Annotated in this window: 22 protein-coding genes and 1 tRNA gene; 8 read left to right on the top strand and 15 right to left on the bottom strand. The window is 34.6% G+C overall.

Annotation, left to right across the window (positions count from 1 at the left end; all coding sequences use genetic code 11):
• The first annotated feature begins 38 nt into the window (after positions 1-38).
• The 3 genes from A8143_RS02485 to A8143_RS02475 all read left to right on the top strand — a co-directional run bounded on the left by A8143_RS02485 (position 39) and on the right by A8143_RS02475 (position 3,067).
• Positions 39-1,193 (top strand): fatty acid desaturase family protein, encoded by a 1,155-nt coding sequence (locus A8143_RS02485; RefSeq protein ID WP_083261181.1) that lies wholly within the window; start codon positions 39-41, stop codon positions 1,191-1,193.
• A 111-nt stretch (positions 1,194-1,304) separates the two neighbouring features.
• Entirely contained in the window at positions 1,305-2,423 is a 1,119-nt protein-coding gene (locus tag A8143_RS02480; protein WP_066755763.1) for a fatty acid desaturase family protein, read from the top strand.
• Positions 2,424-2,506: 83 nt separating this feature from the next.
• Complete coding sequence (locus A8143_RS02475; protein WP_066755760.1) at positions 2,507-3,067, top strand: DUF4199 family protein; 561 nt, start codon at positions 2,507-2,509, stop codon at positions 3,065-3,067.
• Here the strand turns inward: A8143_RS02475 and A8143_RS02470 are convergent, their stop codons facing one another.
• Entirely contained in the window at positions 3,068-4,483 is a 1,416-nt protein-coding gene (locus tag A8143_RS02470; RefSeq protein ID WP_394332100.1) for a UDP-N-acetylmuramate--L-alanine ligase, read from the bottom strand.
• Between the two features lie 102 nt (positions 4,484-4,585).
• On the opposite strand from A8143_RS02470, the gene A8143_RS02465 reads away from it, so the two are divergent.
• Both A8143_RS02465 and A8143_RS02460 read left to right on the top strand, forming a co-directional pair.
• A complete protein-coding gene (locus A8143_RS02465; RefSeq protein ID WP_066755757.1) occupies positions 4,586-5,434 on the top strand; it encodes an MBL fold metallo-hydrolase in 849 nt (282 codons plus the stop codon).
• Between the two features lie 99 nt (positions 5,435-5,533).
• Positions 5,534-6,871: an SPOR domain-containing protein gene (locus A8143_RS02460; RefSeq protein WP_066755753.1), complete on the top strand. Its 1,338-nt coding sequence runs from the start codon at positions 5,534-5,536 to the stop codon at positions 6,869-6,871.
• Here the strand turns inward: A8143_RS02460 and A8143_RS02455 are convergent.
• On the bottom strand, positions 6,864-7,478 hold the full coding sequence (locus A8143_RS02455; protein WP_066755751.1) for an alpha-ketoglutarate-dependent dioxygenase AlkB family protein: 615 nt from the start codon (positions 7,476-7,478) through the stop codon (positions 6,864-6,866). The genes A8143_RS02460 and A8143_RS02455 overlap by 8 nt on opposite strands.
• A gap of 151 nt (positions 7,479-7,629) precedes the next feature.
• Here A8143_RS02455 and A8143_RS02450 point away from each other — a divergent pair.
• A tRNA-Met gene (locus A8143_RS02450) sits at positions 7,630-7,703 on the top strand.
• A gap of 54 nt (positions 7,704-7,757) precedes the next feature.
• Positions 7,758-8,027 (top strand): GIY-YIG nuclease family protein, encoded by a 270-nt coding sequence (locus A8143_RS02445; RefSeq protein ID WP_066755748.1) that lies wholly within the window; start codon positions 7,758-7,760, stop codon positions 8,025-8,027.
• Between the two features lie 544 nt (positions 8,028-8,571).
• On the opposite strand, the gene A8143_RS02440 is transcribed toward A8143_RS02445, so the two are convergent.
• From A8143_RS02440 to A8143_RS02390, 12 genes are all read right to left on the bottom strand, one after another.
• Positions 8,572-9,360 (bottom strand): universal stress protein, encoded by a 789-nt coding sequence (locus A8143_RS02440; RefSeq protein ID WP_066755745.1) that lies wholly within the window; start codon positions 9,358-9,360, stop codon positions 8,572-8,574.
• A gap of 18 nt (positions 9,361-9,378) precedes the next feature.
• Complete coding sequence (locus tag A8143_RS02435; protein ID WP_066755738.1) at positions 9,379-10,773, bottom strand: NAD(P)(+) transhydrogenase (Re/Si-specific) subunit beta; 1,395 nt, start codon at positions 10,771-10,773, stop codon at positions 9,379-9,381.
• Between the two features lie 3 nt (positions 10,774-10,776).
• The gene (locus tag A8143_RS02430) at positions 10,777-11,079 is read right to left on the bottom strand and encodes a proton-translocating transhydrogenase family protein (protein WP_066755735.1); all 303 of its coding nucleotides are present in this window, start codon (positions 11,077-11,079) and stop codon (positions 10,777-10,779) included.
• Between the two features lies 1 nt (position 11,080).
• Complete coding sequence (locus A8143_RS02425; RefSeq protein ID WP_066755733.1) at positions 11,081-12,196, bottom strand: Rossmann-fold NAD(P)-binding domain-containing protein; 1,116 nt, start codon at positions 12,194-12,196, stop codon at positions 11,081-11,083.
• Positions 12,197-12,199: 3 nt separating this feature from the next.
• On the bottom strand, positions 12,200-13,483 hold the full coding sequence (locus A8143_RS02420) for a Glu/Leu/Phe/Val family dehydrogenase (RefSeq protein ID WP_066755732.1): 1,284 nt from the start codon (positions 13,481-13,483) through the stop codon (positions 12,200-12,202).
• A 12-nt stretch (positions 13,484-13,495) separates the two neighbouring features.
• The gene (locus A8143_RS16825; RefSeq protein ID WP_139134245.1) at positions 13,496-13,744 is read right to left on the bottom strand and encodes a hypothetical protein; all 249 of its coding nucleotides are present in this window, start codon (positions 13,742-13,744) and stop codon (positions 13,496-13,498) included.
• Positions 13,745-13,935: 191 nt separating this feature from the next.
• A complete protein-coding gene (locus tag A8143_RS02415) occupies positions 13,936-15,255 on the bottom strand; it encodes a sigma-54-dependent transcriptional regulator (RefSeq protein ID WP_066755731.1) in 1,320 nt (439 codons plus the stop codon).
• Entirely contained in the window at positions 15,255-16,355 is a 1,101-nt protein-coding gene (locus A8143_RS02410) for a sensor histidine kinase (protein ID WP_066755729.1), read from the bottom strand. The genes A8143_RS02415 and A8143_RS02410 overlap by 1 nt, the downstream gene beginning before the upstream one ends.
• A 93-nt stretch (positions 16,356-16,448) precedes the next feature.
• Positions 16,449-18,242 carry a ribonucleoside-diphosphate reductase subunit alpha gene (locus A8143_RS02405; protein ID WP_066755727.1) on the bottom strand — a complete coding sequence of 598 codons (1,794 nt, stop codon included), beginning with the start codon at positions 18,240-18,242 and terminating at the stop codon, positions 16,449-16,451.
• Positions 18,243-18,244: 2 nt separating this feature from the next.
• A complete protein-coding gene (locus tag A8143_RS02400; protein WP_066755724.1) occupies positions 18,245-19,519 on the bottom strand; it encodes a ribonucleotide-diphosphate reductase subunit beta in 1,275 nt (424 codons plus the stop codon).
• 601 nt (positions 19,520-20,120) lie between these two features.
• Complete coding sequence (locus A8143_RS02395; RefSeq protein WP_066755721.1) at positions 20,121-22,262, bottom strand: prolyl oligopeptidase family serine peptidase; 2,142 nt, start codon at positions 22,260-22,262, stop codon at positions 20,121-20,123.
• A gap of 86 nt (positions 22,263-22,348) precedes the next feature.
• Positions 22,349-22,819: a hypothetical protein gene (locus A8143_RS02390; protein ID WP_066755718.1), complete on the bottom strand. Its 471-nt coding sequence runs from the start codon at positions 22,817-22,819 to the stop codon at positions 22,349-22,351.
• 126 nt (positions 22,820-22,945) lie between these two features.
• On the opposite strand from A8143_RS02390, the gene A8143_RS02385 reads away from it, so the two are divergent.
• Positions 22,946-23,968, top strand: a complete 1,023-nt coding sequence (locus A8143_RS02385; protein WP_139134244.1) for a lipid A-modifier LpxR family protein — start codon at positions 22,946-22,948, stop codon at positions 23,966-23,968.
• On the opposite strand, the gene A8143_RS02380 is transcribed toward A8143_RS02385, so the two are convergent.
• The gene (locus A8143_RS02380) at positions 23,965-24,357 is read right to left on the bottom strand and encodes a DUF1987 domain-containing protein (RefSeq protein ID WP_066755710.1); all 393 of its coding nucleotides are present in this window, start codon (positions 24,355-24,357) and stop codon (positions 23,965-23,967) included. The two genes, A8143_RS02385 and A8143_RS02380, sit on opposite strands and share 4 nt — an antisense overlap.
• Positions 24,358-24,364 lie beyond the last annotated feature (7 nt).

Raw genomic sequence — 24,364 nt, 5'->3', positions numbered from 1 at the left:
TACATGATTAACCCGAAAAAACTATATCTTTACAAACCATGAATAACACAAATATTAAATCAGAATCCAAACCTGTATTTGAACCAATCAAGTTTTCACATACAATTGGGCGCGATTTTAATTCCACTCTCAAAAAGCGAGTTCGAGCATATTTTAAGGATAATAATATCTCCAAATATGCAAACTTCAACATGAAACTAAAGACAGTTTTCATGCTGTCTCTTTATTTTGTTCCATATTTTTTAATGATTACAGGTGTTGTTACCAGCATCTGGGCAATGACAATTTGTTGGTCATTAATAGGATTTGGTATGGCAGGAATTGGCATGGGAATTATCCATGATGCCAACCACGGTGCCTACTCGAAAAATAAGCGCACAAACTATCTTCTAGGAAGAGTGATGAATTTAGTTGGAACATTTGCTCCAAACTGGAAAATTCAACACAATGTACTTCATCATACTTATACCAATATTCATGAGTACGATGAAGATGTAGATCAACCTGTACCTATCATTCGATTTACGCCACACGATAAATACCGTAAAATTCATCGCTTTCAATTCCTCTATGCATGGTTCTTCTATAGCTTCATGACCGTATCTTGGATAACCGTGAAAGATTTCCAGCAGATTTTTAGGTATCGAAAAATGGGATTAACGAAAACAGAAAGTGAAAAATTTGGCCCTCTATTAACAGAGCTCTTACTTTCCAAAGTTATTTATTTTGGCTACATCTTAGTGTTACCTCTTATCTTTATTGATGTTCCATGGTGGGGAATCCTTTTGTTTTTATTATTAAAACATTTGATTGCAGGATTTAGTTTGGCTATCGTTTTTATTTTGGCTCATGTGGTACCGGAAACATCCTTCCCTGTAGCAAATAAAAATGGCGAAATTGAAAATAACTGGGCGATACACCAACTTGAAACTACTTCAAACTTTGGACCAAACAGCCGCATTTTTCAATGGTTTATTGGAGGGTTGAATTATCAAGTCGAACATCATTTGTTTCCAAACATCTGTCATGTTCACTACCGTAATTTATCAAAAATAGTCCGTGAGACAGCACTTGAATTTGGCCTTCCTTATTATTCGGAGCCAACTTTTTTAAGCGCGGTAAAAAGTCACTATAAAATGCTTCAACGCCTTGGAAAACCTACGGCAAAAGCGACAGTAAAAAGTAATATTTAAAACAATAAAATATTAAATTTTCTGTTATAAATCAAACAGTCAGTTTAATTGAGTAACAATTAATTCCTTCAAGTTTATATATTTGTAAGGATTCGCAACTAAAATCATTCAATGGAGAATAATACCAATAAACTTAAACCCATCAAATTTTCGCATAAAATTGGACGAGATTTCAATTCAACATTAAAGCGAAGAGTACGTGCGTACTTTAAAGAAAATAATATTTCGAAATACGCAAATACAAACATGAAAATCAAAACGGCTTTCATGACATTACTGTACTTCACTCCTTACGTTTTAATGATGACAGGTGTTATTACCAATATTTGGTTAATTGCCATGTGTTGGGCGTTCATGGGGTTTGGAATAGCCGGTATTGGTTTATCAGTAATGCACGATGCCAATCACGGTGCTTATTCTAAAAAAGAAAGTGTCAATCGAATAATAGGTAGAATTGTTAATTTAGTTGGAGGCTATGCCCCGACATGGAAAATTCAACATAATATTCTTCATCACAGCTACACAAATGTACATGGGTATGATGAAGATGTGTCACCTGCCTTATCAATCCTTCGGTTCTCACCAAAAGACAAGCACATTCCAATTCACCGTTTTCAATTTATTTATGCTTGGTTTTTTTACAGCTTAATGACAGTAATGTGGATTACAACAAAAGATTTTCAACAGTTATTTCGCTATAAAAAAATGGGGCTGACCCAAACGGAAAACGAAAAATTTGGCAAACTCTTAACTGAGCTTCTAATAACAAAGGCTGTTTACTACTTATACATAGTAATTCTCCCTTTAATTTTCCTGGATATCGCATGGTGGCAATTATTGATTTTTATCATTATGATGCATTTAATTGCAGGTTTCACTTTAGCCGTAATTTTTCAACCTGCTCATGTTGTTCCAGATACTGAATTCCCAGAGCCAACAAGAGACTTGACTATTGAAAATAACTGGGCAATCCATCAATTAGAAACAACTTCAAACTTTGCTCCTAAAAGTCGAATTTTTTATTGGTTAGTAGGCGGATTAAATTATCAAGTTGAGCATCACTTATTTCCCAATATTTGCCATGTGCATTACAAGAAGCTATCAAAAATAGTAAAGGAAACAGCAGAAGAATTTGGTGTACCATATTATTCTGAACCAACGTTCTTTAGTGCAATAAGAAGCCACGGCAGAATGTTAAAACAATTAGGAGTTAAGCCGTCTAAGGCATAAATAAATCTAGAATTAATTCTAAATAATAAGGCCATTACAAATGGAATGATGTTAAATTTGTGCATCAACTCTAATGTACTATAATGAAGACTTCAGTAAAAGCAGGTTTATTATTTGGAATTATTTGGATCATTTTGGTCCTAATTGCCTACTTACTAGGGTACTCAGTGGATTTTTTCATTGTATCTGAGCTCATCAATCTGTTTTTACTACTCGGTGCTATTTTCACGGGGTTATACTTAACCAAAAAAGAGAATAATTACGAAACAGTAAACGCTATTGAAGACTTCAAAATTGCAATGCAATCTGGTATTGTGTATACGATTCTCATTACAGGATTTGTATATCTCTACCACAGTCAAATAGACGAAAGCATAAAGGAAAGTATCACGAACGACAGAATAGCTGCTATTCATGAAAAAATTCCAAACGAAGAGACTTATATAAAAGACATTCAAGCTGTTGATGACAAGTGGACCAATAAGAGCTTTGATGACTTTATTGAAAATCAAGAAGACCAAACAAGAACTTTTGTAGGAGAATTTTTCACATCATTCTTTCACTTAATGATCTTATTTATGTTCTCTCTTTTCTATTCTTTCTTTGTCACAATTGTTATTCGAAAAATTATCCTCAGACAATAATTACTCTTCGATTAAAGATTTTGCAAAAGCATTTAAATCAATTCCGTGAAAATTTCCTGAGCTCATCAAAAGTAAGTTTGAATTTTCCCAATTTTTACTTTTCAAATCACTTTGCAACTTTTCAGAGTTTGTATACACCTTAACGTTGGCTGAACCAAAAGCCTGTTCAACCATTTCTGCGGTAATGGGATCTAACTTTTTATGTGCTACGACTTCTGGGCTAAAATAAACTAATGCCTCATCGGCCTCAACCATGCATTGATCATATTGAGGCAGGAATTCTTTTTTTAACGATGAAAATGTATGAAGTTCCATGCATGCAATTAATTTACGGTTCGGAAATTGTTCGTTCACTGCCGAAACCGTTGCTTTCAGTTTAGAGGGCGAGTGCGCAAAATCTTTATAAGCATTAGAACTTGGCCCCTCAGCAATTAATTCCAAACGTTTTGCTGCGCCTTTAAAGGATTGTATTGCACGATAAAAATCGTCATCGGAAACACCAATACCTTTTAACATTAACCGTGCTCCTTCAATGTTTTGAAGATTATGGTTTCCAAAAACTTTAAGCGGAATTTCTTGATTATTATAATGAACATATGTTACACCTTCAACAACCTTGTAGGGAGCTGCTTCATAACCAACTTTTTGAATATCTTCTCTAAGTTTAGGAACTATACTTTGTATTGATTCATCATGTTTAAAATAAATCAAACTCCCCTTCTCTTCTATCTTTTCAGTAAATATTTTAAACTGTGAAACGTAGTTTTCAAACGTCGGAAAAACATTAATATGATCCCATGCAATTCCACTAATTAAAGCAATATGTGGCGCATACCAGTGAAATTTTGGTTTTAAGTCGATTGGCGAAGATAAATACTCATCGCCCTCAATAACAATGTATTTAGCATCAGAAAGTTGCACCATACAATCAAAGCCATCTAATAAGGCTCCAACTAAAAAGTCTGTTTCTATACCAAGCTTATCCATGACATGTAAAAGCATTGATGTGATTGAAGTTTTACCATGACTACCCCCAACAACAAGTCGAATTTTATCTTTTGTTTGTTCGAATATGAACTCAGGGTATGAATAAATTTTTAAGTCTAATTTTTGAGCCTTTAATAATTCCGGGTTATCAATGCGTGCATGCATTCCAAGAATAATTGCGTCGAGATCAGTTGTAATTAAATCCGTATTCCATCCAATGCTTTTGGGTAAAATACCATTTTCTGCTAAACGACTTTTGGAGGGTTCAAAAATCTCATCATCCGATCCGGTTACCACATCCCCTTTTCGTTTCAAGGCAATTGCCAAATTGTGCATTGCACTTCCTCCAATTGCAATAAAATGTACGCGCATAACTTCTTTTATTCTTTCTACTAAATTGACCAAAAATAACGTATCAAATCTCCTCATCTCCTATAGTTTTCAACAGCTTATTTTGGAACAATAAAAATAAACACTCGATTTCTAAATTTTCCTTCAATCAATCTTTATATTTGGTAGAAAATATTTTTTATGAGATTATATCCTATCGAAACTGGTAATTTTAAACTTGACGGTGGTGCAATGTTTGGTGTCGTTCCTAAATCCATTTGGCAACGCACAAATCCTGCAGACGAAAACAATATGTGCTCTTGGAGCATGCGCTGTTTACTGATTGAAGAAGGTGATCGGTTAATTCTTGTTGATACCGGTATTGGAGATAAACAATCTGAAAAATTTTTCAGTTATTATTATCTATTTGGCAATGAAACCTTAAAATCGAGTATTGAGCAGTACGGTTTTTCACTTGATGACATAACTGATGTAGTTTTAACTCATTTACATTTTGACCATTGTGGAGGTGCCATTTCTCGCACGGATAATGGTTTTAGACCTGTATTTAAAAATGCTACATATTGGAGTAATGAAAGGCATTGGAAATGGGCTACCGAACCAAATGCACGTGAAAAAGCCTCTTTTCTAGCAGAGAATATACTTCCCATTCAGGAAAGTGGTCAGCTAAAATTTATCAATCGAGAAAATCAAATTACAAAAGCTCCTGAATTATTAGGAATGGATTTTTTATTTGTTGATGGTCATACGGACAGTCAAATGTTACCGATGTTAGATTATAAAGGAAATAAATTAGTTTTCATGGCCGATTTACTACCAAGCGTTGGTCACATTCCTTTGCCTTATGTTATGGGGTACGATACACGCCCCTTATTAACCCTTGCTGAAAAAGGAGATTTTCTAGAAACAGCAGCAAAAGAAAGTTTTGTTTTGATGCTTGAACATGACCATCAAAATGAATGTTGTACGGTTAAATTAACTGAGAAAGGTGTTCGTTTAGATCGCACTTTTAAACTAAGTGATTTATAAATTCGTCTAAATTATTTTTTGAATAGCGCAAAATAAAATGAATTTCTTATTTTGTAATCGTTTTACAATAAACCAATAACAAAGCCAAAAATTACCATCATGAATAAATACTTGATTGAAATACTAAAGATTCAAAATTCAGTAATTCTCCCTGGTTTAGGAGCTCTTATGGTGCCAAGTCAGAAAACCGGTAAGATTGTTTTCAATCAACATCTCAAATTTAATGATGGTAGTTTAGCAAAATTTATCGCAGAAAAGGAGGGTATTGAACAGCAAGAGGCTCAAAACAAAGTTGCAAAATTTGTTCGCGAAATTGAAGCTGAGCTGGGAAAAGGCAATTCTTACGATATGTTTGAATTCGGAAGATTTGTCAAAAATTCGGATGGTGATGTCGATTTTGAAATGACCAATGAAGGGGCAATCCTGAGTGGTGAAAACGAATCACAAGAGGAAAAAGAAACGGTTAAAAAGACGGTTGTAACACCTGCTGACATCATTCGAGAGAATAAATCTGAAAAGGAAGCTGAGGCCTTAAAAGCGAAAAAGGAAGAAGAAGCTAAAAAAATAGAAAAAGCGAAGAAAAAAGCTAAAGAGGAGGCTGAAAAACTTGCCAAAAAGGAAGAGTTAGCCGCTCCAAAGGCAGTTGCCAAAGCAAGTCCAAAAACGGAAGACAAACAAGCGAAAAACACTTTTAAACCTGCAGAGGAGGATAATAAAAAAGAAGAAAATTCATTGAAAGATAAGGCCAATGCAGCGACAGCTATCGTTTCTGAAAAAACGGATAAAACAGTAGCCGAAATTGGTAATAAAGTAAAAGAAACCAAAGCGTCGTTTGACGAAAAATCGAAACAGAAAACTATCCCTAAAGCTCAGAAGAAGAAAGAAGAGAAGATCGAAAAAAAGAAAAAATCAAAATTACCTTGGATTATTCTCTTGCTTCTATTAATTGGCTTAACAGTGACAGGTTATTTTTTCAAAGATCAGATTTTAGCATTCATCAATAAAGAAGAATCCAAGCCTGAAACTGTCCAAAACTCTGGTGAAAAAGAAGCTTTAAGTGAAAGCGATGATTCTCAAGAGGAGACTATGGTTGCCGACACGACGCATGTCGAAAATTTTGAAGACTTAGATTCAACTGATAAAAACGAAACCAATAATGGTGTTCAGGAAACTGAAAGTGAATCAAAGCCAGTAGTCACTTCTTCAAATAACGGATCATATCATTTAATAGGGAACTCATTTAGCGAAAAATCAAATGCAGAAGCCTATGTAGAAGCAATGTCGAACAAAGGTTATCCTGCTATAATTTTAGGTCGATTTGATGGACTCTACATGGTCTCAATCAAGTCTTACGATTCTAATAGCGAGGCTTACAATGGAAAATCAAGTGTTAGTACTGATGCAAGTGAAGCTTGGGTATTTAAATGGCCTAAATAGTTGCTTCCTTCGCTATTGTTCTAAAGGTTAAACTAATTCTCGGTTCAAATACCTTCTTCGTTGGTGGAATGCGATGTAACCAATAAGTTTGTGTCTCGCCTTTCATTACTAATAAACTACCATTTTCAAGCAGAAAGTTTATTTTTGTACGGTCCTTCTTATGCTTTAAAGAAAATTTTCGTTCTGCTCCTAAACTCAATGCTGCTATCGCACCATTTTTCTTCAATTCTCTTTCCCCATCGCTATGCCATGCCATTCCTTCTGATCCATCGTGATACAAGTTAAGTAAACAAGAATTAAACGTTTCCTTTGTTCGCTGCTCGACTTTTACTTTTAATTCTAACAACTCCTTGGTCCAAGGCAAAGCAGTCTTTGTTGTACCTGAATAACGGTACGGAAATGGCTCATCTCCATACCAAGCTACTTTCCTTTTCGTAATTATTCTCTTACCATAGAGGTGTGCTTCATCATGTCGCCAAGGTATTTCGTGCATTAAGTGATTAAAATAAAAACCTATCATCTGTGCATTCATTATAATTCCAAAATAATTTACAACCCCATTATAAGGCAGCCAATTCTTTTCTCCATCCTCAGGAAATAACTTCATAATGTCAAAATTATCAAAAACAAATTTAGAAATTAATAGGCTTTCAGCCGGTTAGAATTTTTATGCCTTTTTTTAAATAATTATTTAAAAAATATTGATGGTATTTAAGAAAAATAATTTACATTTGCACCCCACATTGAGAAATGAATACGGCGAGGTAGCTCAGTTGGTTAGAGCGCAGGATTCATAACCCTGAGGTCGGGAGTTCAAATCTCCCTCTCGCCACTTGAAAACCGGAAGTTCTACTTTCGGTTTTTTTTAACCCAAAACCTAACACTTATGGAAACGCATTTTGCTGTATATGTGCTATATAGTGATAATTTCGATAAAATTTATATCGGTTACACTAGCAATTTAATTCAACGCATATATTATCATAATAACGGACATAAAGGCTACACCAAAAATTTTCGTCCTTGGAAAGTTATTCATGTGGAAATTTTTCTTAGCAAAACTCTTGCAATAAAAAGAGAGAAAATGCTTAAAGGAAGTAAGGGAAGGATGTGGATTAAAATTTTTCTGGCCGCTTTAACAGGCTGTCCATTATAGTTACTTCAAAATGACTAAGTTTTTGCATAATCTTGAAAGGGTTTCTGTTGTCACCTTTCAAGTCTAGCCAAACTAAAATCATTTTTTCAGTAAGCTGTCATTGCCATCCTTAGCGGATAATACAATCAGCTTGATTTAATAATTTTAATTTTAGCGAAGTTTTTCAGACCAGTATCATAATAAAAAGACCGTTTATCGATAAAATTAGTCTTCCTATGGAATTTGTTTGGATATATCGTTTAAGTCTTTGTATCTTTGTAGTGCAGGTAGACAGAGTAGAAGATTAATTTACTTTTTCATAAGTTTTGGGTTAATTATTGAATATATAATCTTTGAAAATCTACCTGCTTTTTTTCTTTAAATTAACAGCACGCCATTCAGAAAAACACATGCAGTCAACAGTCATCTCGTTTTAGAATTGCAGTTATTTAGACTTTTCACCAAACAAAAAGAACCGTCCCTTACAGAACAGTCCTTTTTTTTATCCTCCTTACTTTAAATGCTCACTAAACTAAACTCAATATTCAAATGATGATTATAAACCTTAAACTATCATCAATGGAATTTTTGCATCTAACGTAAGCTCTTGGATAATGTTTTTCTGAAGGGGTAATTTAGGTGTACGCTTCTTTAGCACTAGTAATGTGTCTTTTGCTCTTTGAACAAAATGTTGTAACCCTTCAGAAATGTTTGTGTCACAAAATTCGGTGTATGTATAAGGTAAATCATATTTTTTAACCACGTTGTCTACGCGATCATCTTTAAAGTCAGCAATAACATGTACCAATTTGATCACCTCTAAATTATACATGCTCAATACGCTTTCCAATAAATTGCTTGTTGGCTTATTCAAAGTTGTTGATTCATTTATCCCAAGAACTATGGACTTGATAAAATCTACTTCTAACTGATTTGGTTGTAAAAACATAGGGTTCTCAATTTCTTGAACAATTTCAGTCCATTTCGTACCAAACATTCTTCTCAATAAACGATGTTCTCCCGATATACCCAAAACAATTAAGTCCTTCTTCGATTGAAAACCTAGACTTTTTAAATTTCTCACCAAAGTGCCATGTCCAAACGCTTCAACAATCTTTATTTTCTCATATTTTTTATCATTTCGAATTGAAGTCACCAATTTACCCATCTCTTTTTTCTTAAAATCAATTTCAGTTTTCACCTTTTGTTGATTAAAATCAAGATCGAGATGGGTATAATCAAAAACATGGAGTAAATAGAGTTCGACATTAAAATGTAAACAAAATTGGAGAGCAGTTCGAACAATCTTATCTGATGTCTCTGAAAAATCAATTGGGACAATAACGCGCTTCATGCCTTTACACAAATTTTACTATTTCAACTTAAGATTTTTAACAATTAATTCTAATGCTGATTTTGCATCCAAAAACAACATGGACGTTTGCTCATTCTCAAAAAGAGGGTTTTTAATTCCTGCGTACCCAGGGCTTAAGCTTCGCTTTAAAACCACAACCCTTTTTGCCTTGTAGGTTTGAACAATTGGCATTCCATAAATCACGGATTCATGATCGTTTTCCGCAGAGATATTAACCACATCATTTGCTCCAATCACAAAACACAAATCTGCCTCTTCCAAATAATCATTTCCTTCTGCTAAATCCAAAATATCATCGTATTCTATCCCTGCTTCAGCCAACAAAACATTCATGTGTCCTGGCATTCTTCCTGCCACAGGATGTATTACAAATTTTAACTCAATCCCCATACCCGCTAACTCATCTTTCAATTCTCGACATACCTTTTGGGCTTTAGCGACGGCCAACCCAAATCCTGGTACAATAGCTACTTTCTGAAGAAGCATGAGATCTCCAGCAACTTTTGGAGCAGTTGTTTCTATCAATTCGCTATAATCATTATTTGCGCCTGCTTGACTTCCTACGGTTGCTCCTCCAAAAAACACCTTAACTAGAGAGGTATTCATAGCTGCGCACATTTGAACTGTTAAAATAACTCCAGTGGCACCAACAAAAACACCTGATAAAATCATCACAGTACTCCCAAAATATATTCCAGAAACCGTTGTCAACAAACCTGTTAACCCGTTTAAGACTGAAATTAAAATGGGCATATCTCCTCCACCAATACCATTCGAGAAAGCAATTCCATGCAATAAACTCGTTACAACCAATAAGAAAAGTGCCATCAAACCAATCAGCGGTGAATTAGCGAATAATACTGCAAATATTAACCCTATATTTAAAATCAAAATAGATGCATTCACCCATTGATTTGTCTTAAAGTTCCATTTATATCTTCCTCCTAATTTGTAAAAGGCTACTAAACTTCCTGAAAATGTGAAAAGTCCTAAAAATACTGAGGACACCAATAAGCTTAGACTTGCTATTGAAAACTCATTTCCGTTAATTTGCAAAATACCCACCAGTGCAATTAACCCAGCTGCCAACCCTCCAAAACCGTTAAATAATGAAACCAATTCTGGCATTTTGGTCAATTGAAAGCTAAACGAAACTTTTTTGCCAATTAAAGTACCAATCATTAACAAACCTAACAGAACACCAAGTCGCGCCCAGGGAATGTTATTTAATTCCACCAATTGAATCATAACAGTACCAATAATTGCAGCGATCATTCCAATTACCAGCAATAAATTCCCCTTAAATGCTTTCTTAGGATTTCCCATTAAAAGCATTCCAACAACAAAAGAAAACGCACCAAATAAAACACCTAAATTCCCTCCTAAAATCATCCCTTATTTTTTTATTTGAAACATTTTCAACATCCGGTGAGTAACAAAAAAGCCACCTGAAACATTAATTGTACCAACGAGAACACCGATTGCCGAAACAACTGTTGATAAATTAAAACCAAACTTTGGTCCTAACAATTGTATCGCCCCGCCAATAATAATAATTCCACTTATCGCATTTGAGCCAGACATTAATGGTGTATGCAAAACAGCAGGTACATTTTTAATAATTGCTATGCCAACAATAATGCACAACAACACAATATAAACACCGTCTAGTGGTGTTAAACTTAAACTAAAATTCATCTTAATAATTACTTATTTCTTCACAGATTTTTTCATGAACGACTTCCCCATTTTTAACCACTAAAGTAGACTGAAGTATTTCGTCCTCTTTAGGACTTCCGCATTGATTGTAATGCTTTAAAAACGCTGTCATATTATTGCCTAAAAGAACTGATGCCGAACCGGGTAAGGATTCATACAATGCTGAATTACCTATCAAACGTACGTCATTCTTTATTAACTCTTCATTCGGTTGAATATAAGCGCAATTGCCTCCTGTATCAGCGGCTAAATCAATAACTACTGCTCCTCTTTTAATTTCATCAAACATTGACTCGTTAATTAAAAGTGGTGCCCTTTTACCAGGAATTCTTGCAGTGGTAATAATTAAGTCTGCAGTTTTAATATACTTTGTCAAAGTGCTATTTACTTTTTGCATAAAATCATCACCTTGCTCAACGGCATAACCACCACTATTTTCATCTTCTACTGCTCCTTCAATTTGAATAAATTTGCCACCCAAACTTTCAACTTCAGTTTTGGTTTGCTTTCGAATATCAAATGCATAAACCACTGCACCCATTCTTTTTGCGGTAGCAATAGCTTGCAACCCTGCTACTCCAGCTCCTAGAATTAAAATGTTAGAAGGGGGCAATGTTCCACCAGCACCAGAAATCATAGGTGCTACCGTTTTCAATTTATTTAACCCTAAAACGACCGATTGATAACCGGACAACGAGGCAAGACTGGAAAGAATATCCATCGATTGCGCAATTGTAGTCCGAGGTAAGAGACTTAAACTATAGAGGTCAAAATTAGCGTTGGTAAATTGAATAAAGGATGTAAAATCATCTAAAACATTATACCCCCCAATAACTATTTTATGTTCGTTTAGTTCTGACTCATCAATATGAGCATGATGAGTCAGAATAATATTTGCTTGATTAATTAATTTATTTCTTGAGTCTAGAATTTGAGCACCGGCATCCTTATAATTTTGATCACTAAATCCAGCGTCATCTCCTGCTCCTTTTTCTACAAGAACGGTATAGTCTTTTACTAAAGACGCAACATTATTTGGTGTTAAACAAACAACGGTAACACCAGTGTTCTCCTTTAATACTCCTAATACTTTCATAGGCTATGGGAATACCCCTCTTTCTTTATAAGTTTGCTCCAATCGTTCTAATGCGACAACATACGCACCAACTCGCCAGCTTACATTATGTTTCTGAGATGTTTCCACTACTCGATCGTAAGCATCTATAATCTTATCTTCAATCATATCCAACACCATACTGATTTTCCAATTCTCACTTCTCTTGTTTTGCAGCCATTCGTAGTAACTACCAATTACGCCACCAGAGTTACAAAGAATATCTGGGATGATTTGAATTCCTTTATCCAATAAAATACGTTCTGCTTCAGTATTCACTGGTCCATTTGCACCTTCAGCAATAACTTGTGCTTGGATAGTCTCACAGTTTTCTTCTGTAATTTGATTTCCTAATGCTGCTGGTATAACGATATCACATTTAATTCCAAAAAAACCTCCATTTTCAAATTCAGCTGCGTCAACAAATCCCGCAACATTTCCACTATTATTTTTTGTATGGTCTAAAAGTGATTCAGGGTCTATTCCATTATCTGCTACAATTGTTCCACTTGCGTCTTGAACGGCTATTAATTTTGCGCCTTCTTTAATTAAAAAATGTGATGCCCAATACCCTACATTTCCAAAACCTTGAACAATAAAAGTTTTGTCTTTTAAGTCTATATTATTTGTTTTAGCCCAGTTTTTAATATTCACCACAACTCCAAAGCCTGTTGCTCTATCTCTACCAGCTAATCCACCTGAATAAACAGGTTTACCAGTTACGACGTGCATGTTTTTTTGGCGTACCGATGGTGATTTAATTGAAGAGTAAGTATCTGCAATCCATGCCATAATTTTGGCATTCGTATTAACATCTGGAGCAGGAATATCTAAATCTGGTCCAATATTATCTCCTAAAGCGTAGGTAAACCTTCGTGTAATTCGTTCTAATTCCGCCTCCGAATACTTACTAGGGTCAATTTGAATTCCTCCTTTTCCTCCACCATAAGGCAAACCTGCTATAGCACTTTTCCAGGTCATCCACATTGCTAAAGCTCTTGCCGCATCAATATCAACTGTTGGATGATACCTCAATCCTCCTTTGTAAGGTCCTAGTGCATTATTATGTTGTACACGATATCCTGTAAATACTTCAATTGTCCCATCATCCAATTTTACAGGAAAATGAACTACAATTTCATTATTGGTATTGGCTAAAATTTTTCGAATGCCACCATGTAAATTCATGATATCGGCAGCTTGATCGTACTGCTTCATCACATTTTCATACATGCCTTTTTTAGCAGATTTTTTTTTGATTGTTTCCATATAATATATAGTTTAAGAATAGTGTTCGCACTGAAAAATAAAATGCTCCGGATCTCTAAGTGTACAGGTATTGCTTGAGTCACAATCTGCACATAAATCCAAAATCGTTCGAGCCATTTGAGGTGAGCGAGTCTGCTCAACAGATAAAGATGTCAAATTCTCTTGTACCTCATGTCCGTCACAAAACATAAAGGAGCTATATTTCTCAGACATTCTAAAAACACAGGAATTATCATGTGTACAATTGTTGCAAATGCTCATATCAGTTTTATAATTTGACTTTACTAAAGGCAAGTCCAATGCCAAAACAGAAATTCTGAGCAAAACAAAAGCACCAACCACTGAAGTTCAGGGCATTAGTTTTTACCCCCTACTTTTTCTTGGATTTTTACTACCAACATTCTGGTACAAAATTCCCCATTACGGTACGAATTGAACCAATGATTTTTTGTTTATTTAAGCTTTTCCCTTAGAGTTTTACGATCTATCCCTAAAGCTTGCGCTGCTTTAGATTTATTGTTATCAAAGCTAAGTAGTACTTTTTGAATGTATTTTCTTTCCATCTCTTTTAACGAGAGTACTTCATCATCCTCTTCTTTTTGAGCAGGTTTAGATTTCATATAGTCCGGAATTTCAACCATCGTAATTTCATCGTCATGCATGACAACTAATCGTTGAATAAAATTTTCTAATTCTCGAACATTTCCTGGCCACGCATAATTGTTAAACGAATTGATTACATTTCTGTGAAACTTTAATTTATTCTTAGACAATTCTTTACTGAATTTTTGATTAAAGTACCTGACCAAGGATACAATATCACCTTTTCGATCACGTAATGGTGGTATTTCAAGAAATATAACATTTAAACGATAATACAAATCTTCACGAAATTTACCTTGACGTACCAACTCCTGTAAATTGACATTGGTTGCAGTAATTATTCGAACATCAATTTTTTGACTTTTAGTTGCCCCGAGTGCCGTAACTTCTTTTTCTTGGATTGCTCTCAGTAATTTAGCTTGCACGGCTAAAGAAGTATTGCTGATTTCATCCAAAAACAAAGTTCCTCCATGCGCCGCTTGAAAAAAACCAGCTCGGTTTGAAATTGCACCAGTAAAACTTCCTTTCAGATGTCCGAACAACTCACTTTCCAAAAGCTGTTCAGGAATAGCTCCGCAGTTAACAGAAATAAAGGGTGCTGCTGAAAAATCGCTTCCGTAATGAACTGCTCGCGCCACTAATTCTTTACCCGTACCACTTTCTCCATTAATCAAAATTGTTGCCCGATTTGATCGCGTTCGTTCAATCGTGGTATAGAGTTCTTGCATTTTGTCACTTGCACCAATAATACCATGGTAACTACTTCTATTTTCGTTAACTAAAGATTCTGATGGCTCTGGAATATCGCTCAGAATATTTTCTATTGCATAAGCCAAATCTTCAGCAGTAAACGGCTTAATCAAATACTCCATTGCTCCCAATTTCATCACATTTATTGCCGAATCGATACTTGGATACCCTGTAATCACTAAAACTGGGAGGTTTTGCACATGCTCCGCTACAAATTTAATCAGTTGTTCCCCTCCTATTTTTGGCATATTTAAATCTGTAATTAGCAAGTCAAATGTTGTCTGCTCCAACAATTCAATCGCATCCATTACATTATCCGAAACCACTGGATTTAACCCTAGATTAACCAATTGCCGTCGCACTAATTCTAGCATATCGTGCGAATCATCAACAACTAAAATAGAAGTATCTTTATTCATTATTCTGTTATTGGTAAATAAATAGTAAAACAGGTCCCTTCACCTTCTTTCGATTCAACCTTAATCCTTCCTTTATGAGCTTGAACAATACCATGAGTTACCGCCAAACCAAGACCTGCTCCATTCTCTTTATTCGAATTAAAAGGCTGAAATATTTTTTCCAAATCATTTTGAGGAATTCCGGCCCCATTATCTTGAATTATCAAAACAATATTTTTATTTTCCTGTTTCGTGACAATACAAAGCTGTCCTTGTAAATCCATTGCATGAATGGCATTTAACACCATATTAAAAATAACTTGGGTTATTTGAATGGCATCAAATTTAAACAGAGGTATCTCAAGATTAAGGTTTAAGTTGACCTGAATTTGTTTTTCATTAATTTGAATTTTCAACAAATCAATACAATCCTTTATAACTTTATTTAAGTTAGATTTTTTGAATTGAGAAGGCATTTCACAAGAGAAAAAAAGCAATTTTTTAACTATTTCGCTAGCATGTTTTGAAGATTTTAAAACCCGATTGAGGTCACTTATTTTATTCGGATCTGACTCATCCTTCAGCAATAATTCTGTAAACCCAATTATATTTCCAAGAGGCGTATTCAATTCGTGAGCAATTCCGGCCGTTAGCTCACCCAACAAATTTAAACGATCACTATGTTTCAATTTTTCTTGGATAAGACGTTCACTTTTACGCTTTTCATCCAATTCGATTAACCCTGAAATTTCGTGAACAATTTGTTTTAATAAAGCTTGTTCTTCAATTAAAAACTTTTGGCCACTATTAGGTTCTTTATCCTTTTCAAAATACACGAATAAACACCCATTAATGTTCGGATGAATTTCGAAGCTACAGGATTGATACATTTCATCCGTTGGCTTAATTCCGTACTCCACATTCCCATAAACCAGATAAGTTTGCATTAATTCAGGGAATTGCCAACCCTTAGGAATTTCTGCTAAGATTAATGTTAAGGCTTTAACTAAATCAGTTTTAAAATTTCCTGAAATTTGAGAGATTTTATACAAACATTCTAGCTCTTTAACACGTTCAGCCAAGGACTTTGCTTGCAAATCATTGTGTTTTGGTAAATCCATAATTAAGGTTCTATTGCAAAGTTAGGGAATATCGAGCATAAAAAAAGACTGCCACCAAAAGGCAGCAGTCTTTTTACTGTATTTATTATTTTTTTAAGCTTCGCAGCTAGCACAATCTTTCTTTTGTCTAAATTTTTGTGCAGCATTCATACTATGTTGATAGTAAAGCGACTTCAACCCTAATTTCCAAGCCGTTACATGTATTTTATTAATTTCTTTAACAGGCATATCTGGGTGTACAATAATATTCACTGATTGTCCTTGGTCTATGTATGCTTGACGGTTAGCTGCTTGATAAACAATATCCATTTGATCAATCTCTGAATACGTCTTAAAGACATCTTTTTCAGCTTCGGTCAAAAAGTCAAGGTGTTGAACAGAACCATCCATATCACGAATACTTCTCCAAGTTTCTTGATTATCCATACCTTTTTCCTGAAGTAAATTAACCAAGAAAGGATTCTTAATCGTCGTTTTAATTTTTGCGATATCCTTTACATAGATATTTGACCAAATAGGTTCAATACCTTGAGATACTTGTCCTAAAATGAAAGCAGATGAAGTAGTTGGTGCAATAGCATTTAATGTTGCATTTCTTCTACCGTAACCTTTTAACAACTCAGGTTCACCAAATTGTTCTGCTAATTCTTCAGACGCTTTATAAGAATGTTCTTTAATATTCTTAAAAATCTCATTATTTAAATTAAACGCTTCTTGACTATCAAAAGCATACATTTTTGACTGTAATAATGAGTGCCAACCAAGAACACCTAATCCTAAAGCACGGTTTTCCTTGGCAAAATTATAAGCTCTTTCCATAAACAAGAAGGTCTGACGATCTTCACGATCTTCTGAATCTCTGTAAACTTCTAATTTTTCCAAGAATTCTGTAATAACAGCATCTAAGAAATAAACCATGGTTTCAACAGCGTCAGTGTCTTTCCATTTATCGTAATGTAAAACATTTAAAGAAGATAAAACACATACGAACGACCAGTTATCATTTGATGGTAACATGATTTCTGTACAAAGGTTACTTGCATAGATTTCATGATTCTTATCACGATAAACATCCGCAGCACCAGCATTAGCTTTATCTTTAAAAAAGATGTATGGGTACCCCATTTCACCTCTTCTTTGAAGTACTTTTGCCCAAATGGTTCGTTTTTCTTGGTCACCATCAATCATTGCTTGCATCCATTCATCTCCAACCGTTACGCCATGTGTCAATTCTTGAATTGGATTTCCTTCCGTTCCAATATCTAAGAACTCAGAAATATCTTTATGCTCTACGGGTAAATAGGGCGAAAATCGACCTCTACGAACAGAACCTTGACTAACAACATCAACCATCGATTCGAATAACTGCATGATATGTACAGCTCCCGATGCTTGTCCATTATTTTTAACTTCAGCACCACGATGTCTTATTTTCCCGAAATAACCTGATGTTCCTCCCCCTAATTTGGACATCATTCCTACTTCGGACTGTGTGTATAAAATATTTCCCATATCATCATCAATATGAGACCCAAAGCAACTAATTGGCAGACCTCTATCTTTACCAAAATTAGACCATACAGGCGATGCTAATGAGTAAAATCCTTGTGACATATAATAAAAGAACTTGTCACTAAATCCTTCGATTCCTAAGATTTTTTCGGCTCTATCAGCGATTTCTCTAATACGCTCCTCTGGTTCTACACCTTCCGTTAAATAACCTGCTTTTAAAAAGTTTCTGCTGTGCTCAGTTAACCATTTAAAACCATCACTGTACGGATCGTTCATTTGTTGACGCGCTTCTTCACGCGCTGTTTTCAATTTATCAGCAGCAGTAGCAATATCTCCTGCTAATGTTGCATTCTCGGGGCTAAATTCTTCTTTCATAATTAAAATAGGTCTTCGCTTGTAATACTTTGAGTTCTTTTACTGTAATTAATTGATCGTTTTACGAAGAAATCACCGTGTTTTGTCCCGATAATTTCATCGTCAAACCATTCTGTCTCACTTAATAGTGATTCGTCAGTTTCAAATACTTTTTCAATTCCAATGCTGTCTAAAGAGCGGTTAAATCGGTCTTTTAAAAATTCGATAACAACCTTTTTTGGTAAAAAGTCCAATTCTCCCTTTTCAAAAATCCAATCTACAATACCACTTTCTGCTTCAAACGCATTTAAACACATCCCTGTAATGCGTTTCTTATACTCCTCATCAAACCAATCTGGATTCTCTTCTTTGATAATATTGATGATATCAATTCCAAAATCTCCATGTATTTGTTCTTCTTTAGAAGTTGCTTCAACAACATTTGAAATTCCCTTTAACATGTTCTTGTGTTTGTTAAAGGCCATAATTATTAAGAACTGACTAAATAACGATACGTGCTCAATAAAGAGTGAAAAAAGCAGAACGGCTTCTGAATATGCCTTATTATCTGTACTTCTTGCATTTGATAATGAAGCTTCTAGGTATTGAATTCTACGCATTATGACAGGCTTCTTTTTCAAGCTTTCAAATTCGGTATTTAATCCTAAAATTTCAATTAAATGCGAATATGCATCAGCATGTCTTACCTCGCTTTCTGCAAATGTTGCTCCAACCGAGCCAACCTCAGGTTTTGGCATTCTTTTATAAATATCACCCCAAAAGGTTTTTACAGCGATTTCAATTTGCGAGATTGCTAACATTGTATTTTTAATCGAACTGCGTTCAACTTCAGACAAATGTGTTTTAAAATCTTGAATGTCACTGGTAAAATTAAATTCGGAATGAATCCAATAAGAATGTCGAATAGCAGGAACATATTCGTACAATTCTGGATATTCATAAGGCTTCAGATTTACACGTTTTTCAAATAGATTTCTTTTCCTTTTTTGGGCTTGTTCGTTTCTGTAAAGAATATAAGCTTTTGCAGTGTTGAAAAACTTATTCTCCATTAATTTTTGCTCCACTAAATCTTGGATTTCCTCTACTGTTGGTGTGTAATTCTCCAAAGCATTAACACGCTCTAATAAGCTCTCGTATGTCTTGTGCGAAATAATTTCAGCATCCTTTAATTCACCTTCAGAAGCAGCATTCATAGCTTTAAATACAGCATTCGTGATTTTTTCCAGTTGGAAAGGTTTTGCAGTATAATTTCGTTTTTGAATATGAGTTATTGACATAATAAAATCTATTTAGAACAGTTCTTACCATCAAAATTAGTCCTAAACTTGCCTCTCTTTTTGACAAAAAAATAAAGGTTATTAACACCCTTTGTTAATAGACTTACTAAACTGCCTAAATACAGTATTTCACGACCCAATTTACGTTTTTGACAAAGTAGTAAATTGTGAATAAGTATCTATTTTGTGGAAAACCCAACCTCTTAAAACATGATTTTTCTCACTGAAAAAACAAAGCAAACAACCCATTGCAAAACAACATGTTAACAAGGAAATCTCGCTCACTCTATACCACAATATTTTTAAGATTCCAACTCTTTGCCTCTGAATTATTGAGATTTTTTTTAGCGTTTTTTAATTTCAAAACGACTAACATTCGACTGACCTATATTACGGTGTTTTTTTCTTTTGGAAAGAACATAGTGACGGAAAAAAATCGCCTCTAATTTTAGCTAAAATCCGTGAGAGCGTTTCAAACATTTCTACTTGTAGTAAATTCATCATATTCTTCATCAATTAATCAAAAAAACATAAAAAAAGGGTGTGAAGATTTTACTAATCCTCTAACACCCTTCGTGAATTATTAATATTAATTTCGCTTTTACTCTTTCATAACAAAATCCTTAACGCCCATATTGTGAAGCACAAAACTCATTTCATCAGCATAAGCATCTATAATTTTAGAAACCGGCGTTCCTGCCCCATGACCGGCATCCGTTTCAATGCGAATCAGTACTGGATTATTCCCCGAATTTTTAGCCTGCAACTCAGCGATAAACTTGAAAGAGTGTGCGGGAACAACTCTATCATCGTGATCACCTGTTGTTACCATGGTAGCAGGATATGAGGTGCCTTCATTAACATTATGCACAGGAGAATATCCCAATAGGTACTCAAACATTTCTTGGCTATCTTCTGCCGTACCATAATCATAAGCCCAACCTGCACCAGCAGTAAACGTATGATATCTCAACATATCCAGAACCCCAACCGCAGGCAATGCTACTTTCATTAAGTCCGGTCTTTGCGTCATGACAGCTCCCACGAGTAACCCACCGTTAGAACCTCCTTTTATCGCTAAGTATTCTGACGAAGTATATTTGTTCGCGATTAAATATTCTGCTGCAGCAATAAAATCATCAAATACATTTTGTTTTTTCAATTGTGTACCTGCATCATGCCACGCTTTACCATACTCACCTCCGCCTCTTAAATTAGGAACAGCATAAACACCTCCTTGTTCCATCCAAACTGCAGTAGACAAACTGAAAGATGGAGTTAAACTGATATTAAAACCACCATATCCATAAAGGATAGTCGGATTTTTTCCATTGAGTTCAATTCCTTTCTTATGCGTAATAATCATAGGAACCTTCGTTCCGTCTTTAGATTCGAAAAACACCTGCGTTGATTCAAAATCATCCTTATTAAATCCAATTTCAGGTGTCCAATATTGAGTTGAATGTTGCTTTTTAGGATTATATGTGTAAAGACTAGATGGTGTGTGGTAATTACTAAAGGAATAATACAATACTGTATCTTCTTTTTTACCGCCAAACCCTCCGGCAGAACCAATACCCGGCAATTCGACAGTTGTAATTTCATTACCTTGGTAATCGAATTGTTTAACTAGCGAAACTGCATCTTTCATATAATTCGCAAAGAAAAAACCTCCACCAGTAGATGGACTGAGAACATGTGCTGTCTCCGGGATAAAATCAACCCAATTTTCTGGTTTCGGTTGGTTTGCATTAACAGTCACAATTCGTTTATTCGGAGCATTTAAATTCGTAACAATAAATAATTTCTCTCCTTCATTTTCAATAACATAAGAATCACTATCAAAATTATCAACAATTGCCTTAATTTCCTTTTTCGGATCCATTAAGTCCATGATATACAATTCATTTCCAGAAGTCGAAATCGCCCCAGATATTAGTAAATAACGATCATCTTCCGTTACGCTACCTCCAACATAACGTCGCTTTTGTTCCGGTTTTGCTCCAAAGATAACCTCATCATTACTTTGTTTAGTCCCTAACTTGTGGTAATAAAGTTTGTGCTGATCTGTCTTCGCCGAGAGTTCGCTTCCTTTTGGCTTGTCATAACTCGAGTAATAAAAACCATCATTACCTTTCCACGACAACCCACTAAATTTAATATCCACCAACGTATCTTCAAGAATTTCGAGTGAATTCGCATCCATAATAATTACTTTTCTCCAATCAGATCCTCCCTCAGAAATACTGTAAGCAACTGTTTTACCATCCTTTGAAAAACTCACATTTCCTAAAGAAATGGTCCCATCCTCTGAAAATTGATTTGGGTCTAAGAAAACACGTTCATCCCCATTCTCATCTACTTGATAAATGACATACTGATTTTGTAGTCCATCATTCTTATAATAATAAGTTTTACCTCCTTCAATAAATGGAGAACCAACTTTTTCATAATCCCATAATGCAGAAAACCTGTCCTTTATTTTAGATCTAAATTCAATCTCATCTAAGTAGCCAAAAGTAAATTTATTTTGTTCTTTTACCCACGCCTCTGTTTCTTCACTTCGATCATCTTCCAACCAGCGATAAGGGTCTAATACTGTTCTACCAAAATAAACCGTACTATCAGCTTTCTTTACTGTTTTTGGATATTCAAAACTTTCCACTTGTTCTTCTTTTTTAGTGTTATTGTTACAAGCAAATAACCATAAACTTGCAGCGCATAAAAAAATAGGTTTTTTCATAATTTATTTTTAATTGAAGATAGTCAAGAATAATAAGTGTAAACAATATCTTACACGAACGGAATAATAAAAGGATTATCGTTTCATTAATCTACTGAAGAATCAATTTCTTTGCTATAATTCTCTATTTTCCATGTCCGTTTAATTTTTTTCAATTCATAAAAATAGGTCATTTCTAGGCCCTCTCTTTCTTCTATACAATCACATATCATTCGTTTTTTATCCTCTTCATTTAACTCACAGTTCACACCTTTTATAATCGTTTTGTATTCTTCGCAACCGGCATCCCAACTAGCCTGTACTGTTTCACGAGCTTTACCAATAGTGCTCTTTATTGCCTCTTCACAATTCCCGTTCGCCAAGTCTAAAACAAAATCTCCTACTACCGTTTGTGGTAAGCGTTTTTTTTGAATATTCGAAGTGATATCTAACCCATAACCTATATCCACTACTACCCCAACCGACCAAGATAACACTCCTTTGGCTTCACGATCTATATCTGATTTGCAATTCATTAATCCAAGGCATAATAGACCAATAAACGTGATTTTTCTCATGATAATTAATTATTAAAAACTTCTGGCATTTAAATTCCTTTTTATATCTTCAGCACCAATCAACTACAACGTTTAAAACTTAGCATTGACTAGTAGGACACAAAATAATAAAATAAAACTGATTTGATGTTTAAAAAACTTTTCCAAGCAATTTATGTGTCATCGCTTGTTATTTGTTCAGTCACTTCCGTCAGATGTCAATTTAGACTAAATGACTTTCCTTCTTCTACGAAAAGTTACATCGGTTTTCGGTTTGATGATGATTTTCTCTTTCTAGGAAACAGAGATGAACAATATACAGGTGGCTTAGAGATTGATTTTTTACATCAAATAAAAACTAAAGTAAAGCGAAATTTATTTAACCCGTTTTCAGGGGGAAGGCGTTATTTCAGTGTTAATTTTGGATCAGAACTCTACACTCCATACAATGTATCAGACTCTTTAATCATACTAAATGATCGGCCTTTCAGTTCATTCATTTATACCAGCTTTGGATTAATCGCTCAGAGTAAAACTTCATCTCGGAAAATTATATTTGACTTTTATTTCGGGGTGATGGGCTCTGATTTACCGGGTAAGATTCAGGATAAAATACATACCATTGGCGACAGTCCTCCTGCCAATGGGTGGAATAATAAATTAATGAACACTGAAACTATACTCCCCAATTTCAGGTTAATATATCAGCGTAACATTCTTATTGTAAACCATATAAAACCAACACTATTTAATAGTTTTGGCCTAAAAAAAATACATTTTCTAAATTTAGGCTACTACACAAGCAATTTAGGGATTGGTTTGAGATCCAGTTTAAGAAGTCATTTCGATTCTTCTGAAGCAAAACATACCATTCAACTGAAAAAGCCAATTAAAAAATCGTCAAAAGCAAGGTGGGAATTATACGGACAAGGATTGCTAGAATTAGTAGGAAGAAACACAAGCTTACAAGGTCTTCCTTGGATGGATAGCCCCTACACAATTAATCGCGACGAAATTATTCGACACGTTTGGACGATTGAACTTGGTATCAATCTCAATTATAAACAACTTTATTTAAATTATCACATTAAGGCCAGGTCGAAAGAATTTATTAAATATTCCAAAACTTGGCATAGCTGGGCAAGTATTTCTATCGGTCGAAAAATTTAATCCTCAGCCAATTCTAACGGGCAAACATCAAATTCAATATTTTTTGCGCAATCAGACACTTGTTCAATATACTCTTTCATATCTATATCTTCAGGCTCATAATACCATTTGCATTTAATACATGTTTTACCTGAATCTTGTAAACGGTTTAACGAATGAAATATCTTTAATATCATACTTGAACTGGTTGAATTAAGATAAGCGAAATTTACCGTGATTAAAGTATTTTCACTTGGCGTCCGATAATAATCACTAATCCAGTCGATAATTTTAAAATAAAAGGTAGCTGCATCTTCTGGCATGGAGACTCCTTCGAATTTAAAATTACCGTTACATTCTAAATTACAGTACGGTGTTTTTTCTGAGGCATTAAGAACTAAATTTTCCATAGTGTTA

The sequence above is a fragment of the Crocinitomix algicola genome (assembly GCF_001661595.2).
GTDB lineage: Bacteria > Bacteroidota > Bacteroidia > Flavobacteriales_D > Crocinitomicaceae > Crocinitomix > Crocinitomix algicola.
This window is presented reverse-complemented; position numbering and strand designations above follow the sequence as displayed.

What these genes read in the sequence shown, in the direction of transcription:
- A8143_RS02485 (WP_083261181.1), top strand. Translation starts at nt 39, where the DNA reads ATGAATAACACAAATATTAAATCAGAATCCAAACCTGTATTTGAACCA.
- A8143_RS02480 (WP_066755763.1), top strand. Translation starts at nt 1,305, where the DNA reads ATGGAGAATAATACCAATAAACTTAAACCCATCAAATTTTCGCATAAA.
- A8143_RS02475 (WP_066755760.1), top strand. Translation starts at nt 2,507, where the DNA reads ATGAAGACTTCAGTAAAAGCAGGTTTATTATTTGGAATTATTTGGATC.
- A8143_RS02470 (WP_394332100.1), bottom strand. Translation starts at nt 4,483, where the DNA reads ATGAGGAGATTTGATACGTTATTTTTGGTCAATTTAGTAGAAAGAATA.
- A8143_RS02465 (WP_066755757.1), top strand. Translation starts at nt 4,586, where the DNA reads ATGAGATTATATCCTATCGAAACTGGTAATTTTAAACTTGACGGTGGT.
- A8143_RS02460 (WP_066755753.1), top strand. Translation starts at nt 5,534, where the DNA reads ATGAATAAATACTTGATTGAAATACTAAAGATTCAAAATTCAGTAATT.
- A8143_RS02455 (WP_066755751.1), bottom strand. Translation starts at nt 7,478, where the DNA reads ATGAAGTTATTTCCTGAGGATGGAGAAAAGAATTGGCTGCCTTATAAT.
- A8143_RS02445 (WP_066755748.1), top strand. Translation starts at nt 7,758, where the DNA reads ATGGAAACGCATTTTGCTGTATATGTGCTATATAGTGATAATTTCGAT.
- A8143_RS02440 (WP_066755745.1), bottom strand. Translation starts at nt 9,360, where the DNA reads ATGAAGCGCGTTATTGTCCCAATTGATTTTTCAGAGACATCAGATAAG.
- A8143_RS02435 (WP_066755738.1), bottom strand. Translation starts at nt 10,773, where the DNA reads ATGATTTTAGGAGGGAATTTAGGTGTTTTATTTGGTGCGTTTTCTTTT.
- A8143_RS02430 (WP_066755735.1), bottom strand. Translation starts at nt 11,079, where the DNA reads ATGAATTTTAGTTTAAGTTTAACACCACTAGACGGTGTTTATATTGTG.
- A8143_RS02425 (WP_066755733.1), bottom strand. Translation starts at nt 12,196, where the DNA reads ATGAAAGTATTAGGAGTATTAAAGGAGAACACTGGTGTTACCGTTGTT.
- A8143_RS02420 (WP_066755732.1), bottom strand. Translation starts at nt 13,483, where the DNA reads ATGGAAACAATCAAAAAAAAATCTGCTAAAAAAGGCATGTATGAAAAT.
- A8143_RS16825 (WP_139134245.1), bottom strand. Translation starts at nt 13,744, where the DNA reads ATGAGCATTTGCAACAATTGTACACATGATAATTCCTGTGTTTTTAGA.
- A8143_RS02415 (WP_066755731.1), bottom strand. Translation starts at nt 15,255, where the DNA reads ATGAATAAAGATACTTCTATTTTAGTTGTTGATGATTCGCACGATATG.
- A8143_RS02410 (WP_066755729.1), bottom strand. Translation starts at nt 16,355, where the DNA reads ATGGATTTACCAAAACACAATGATTTGCAAGCAAAGTCCTTGGCTGAA.
- A8143_RS02405 (WP_066755727.1), bottom strand. Translation starts at nt 18,242, where the DNA reads ATGAAAGAAGAATTTAGCCCCGAGAATGCAACATTAGCAGGAGATATT.
- A8143_RS02400 (WP_066755724.1), bottom strand. Translation starts at nt 19,519, where the DNA reads ATGTCAATAACTCATATTCAAAAACGAAATTATACTGCAAAACCTTTC.
- A8143_RS02395 (WP_066755721.1), bottom strand. Translation starts at nt 22,262, where the DNA reads ATGAAAAAACCTATTTTTTTATGCGCTGCAAGTTTATGGTTATTTGCT.
- A8143_RS02390 (WP_066755718.1), bottom strand. Translation starts at nt 22,819, where the DNA reads ATGAGAAAAATCACGTTTATTGGTCTATTATGCCTTGGATTAATGAAT.
- A8143_RS02385 (WP_139134244.1), top strand. Translation starts at nt 22,946, where the DNA reads ATGTTTAAAAAACTTTTCCAAGCAATTTATGTGTCATCGCTTGTTATT.
- A8143_RS02380 (WP_066755710.1), bottom strand. Translation starts at nt 24,357, where the DNA reads ATGGAAAATTTAGTTCTTAATGCCTCAGAAAAAACACCGTACTGTAAT.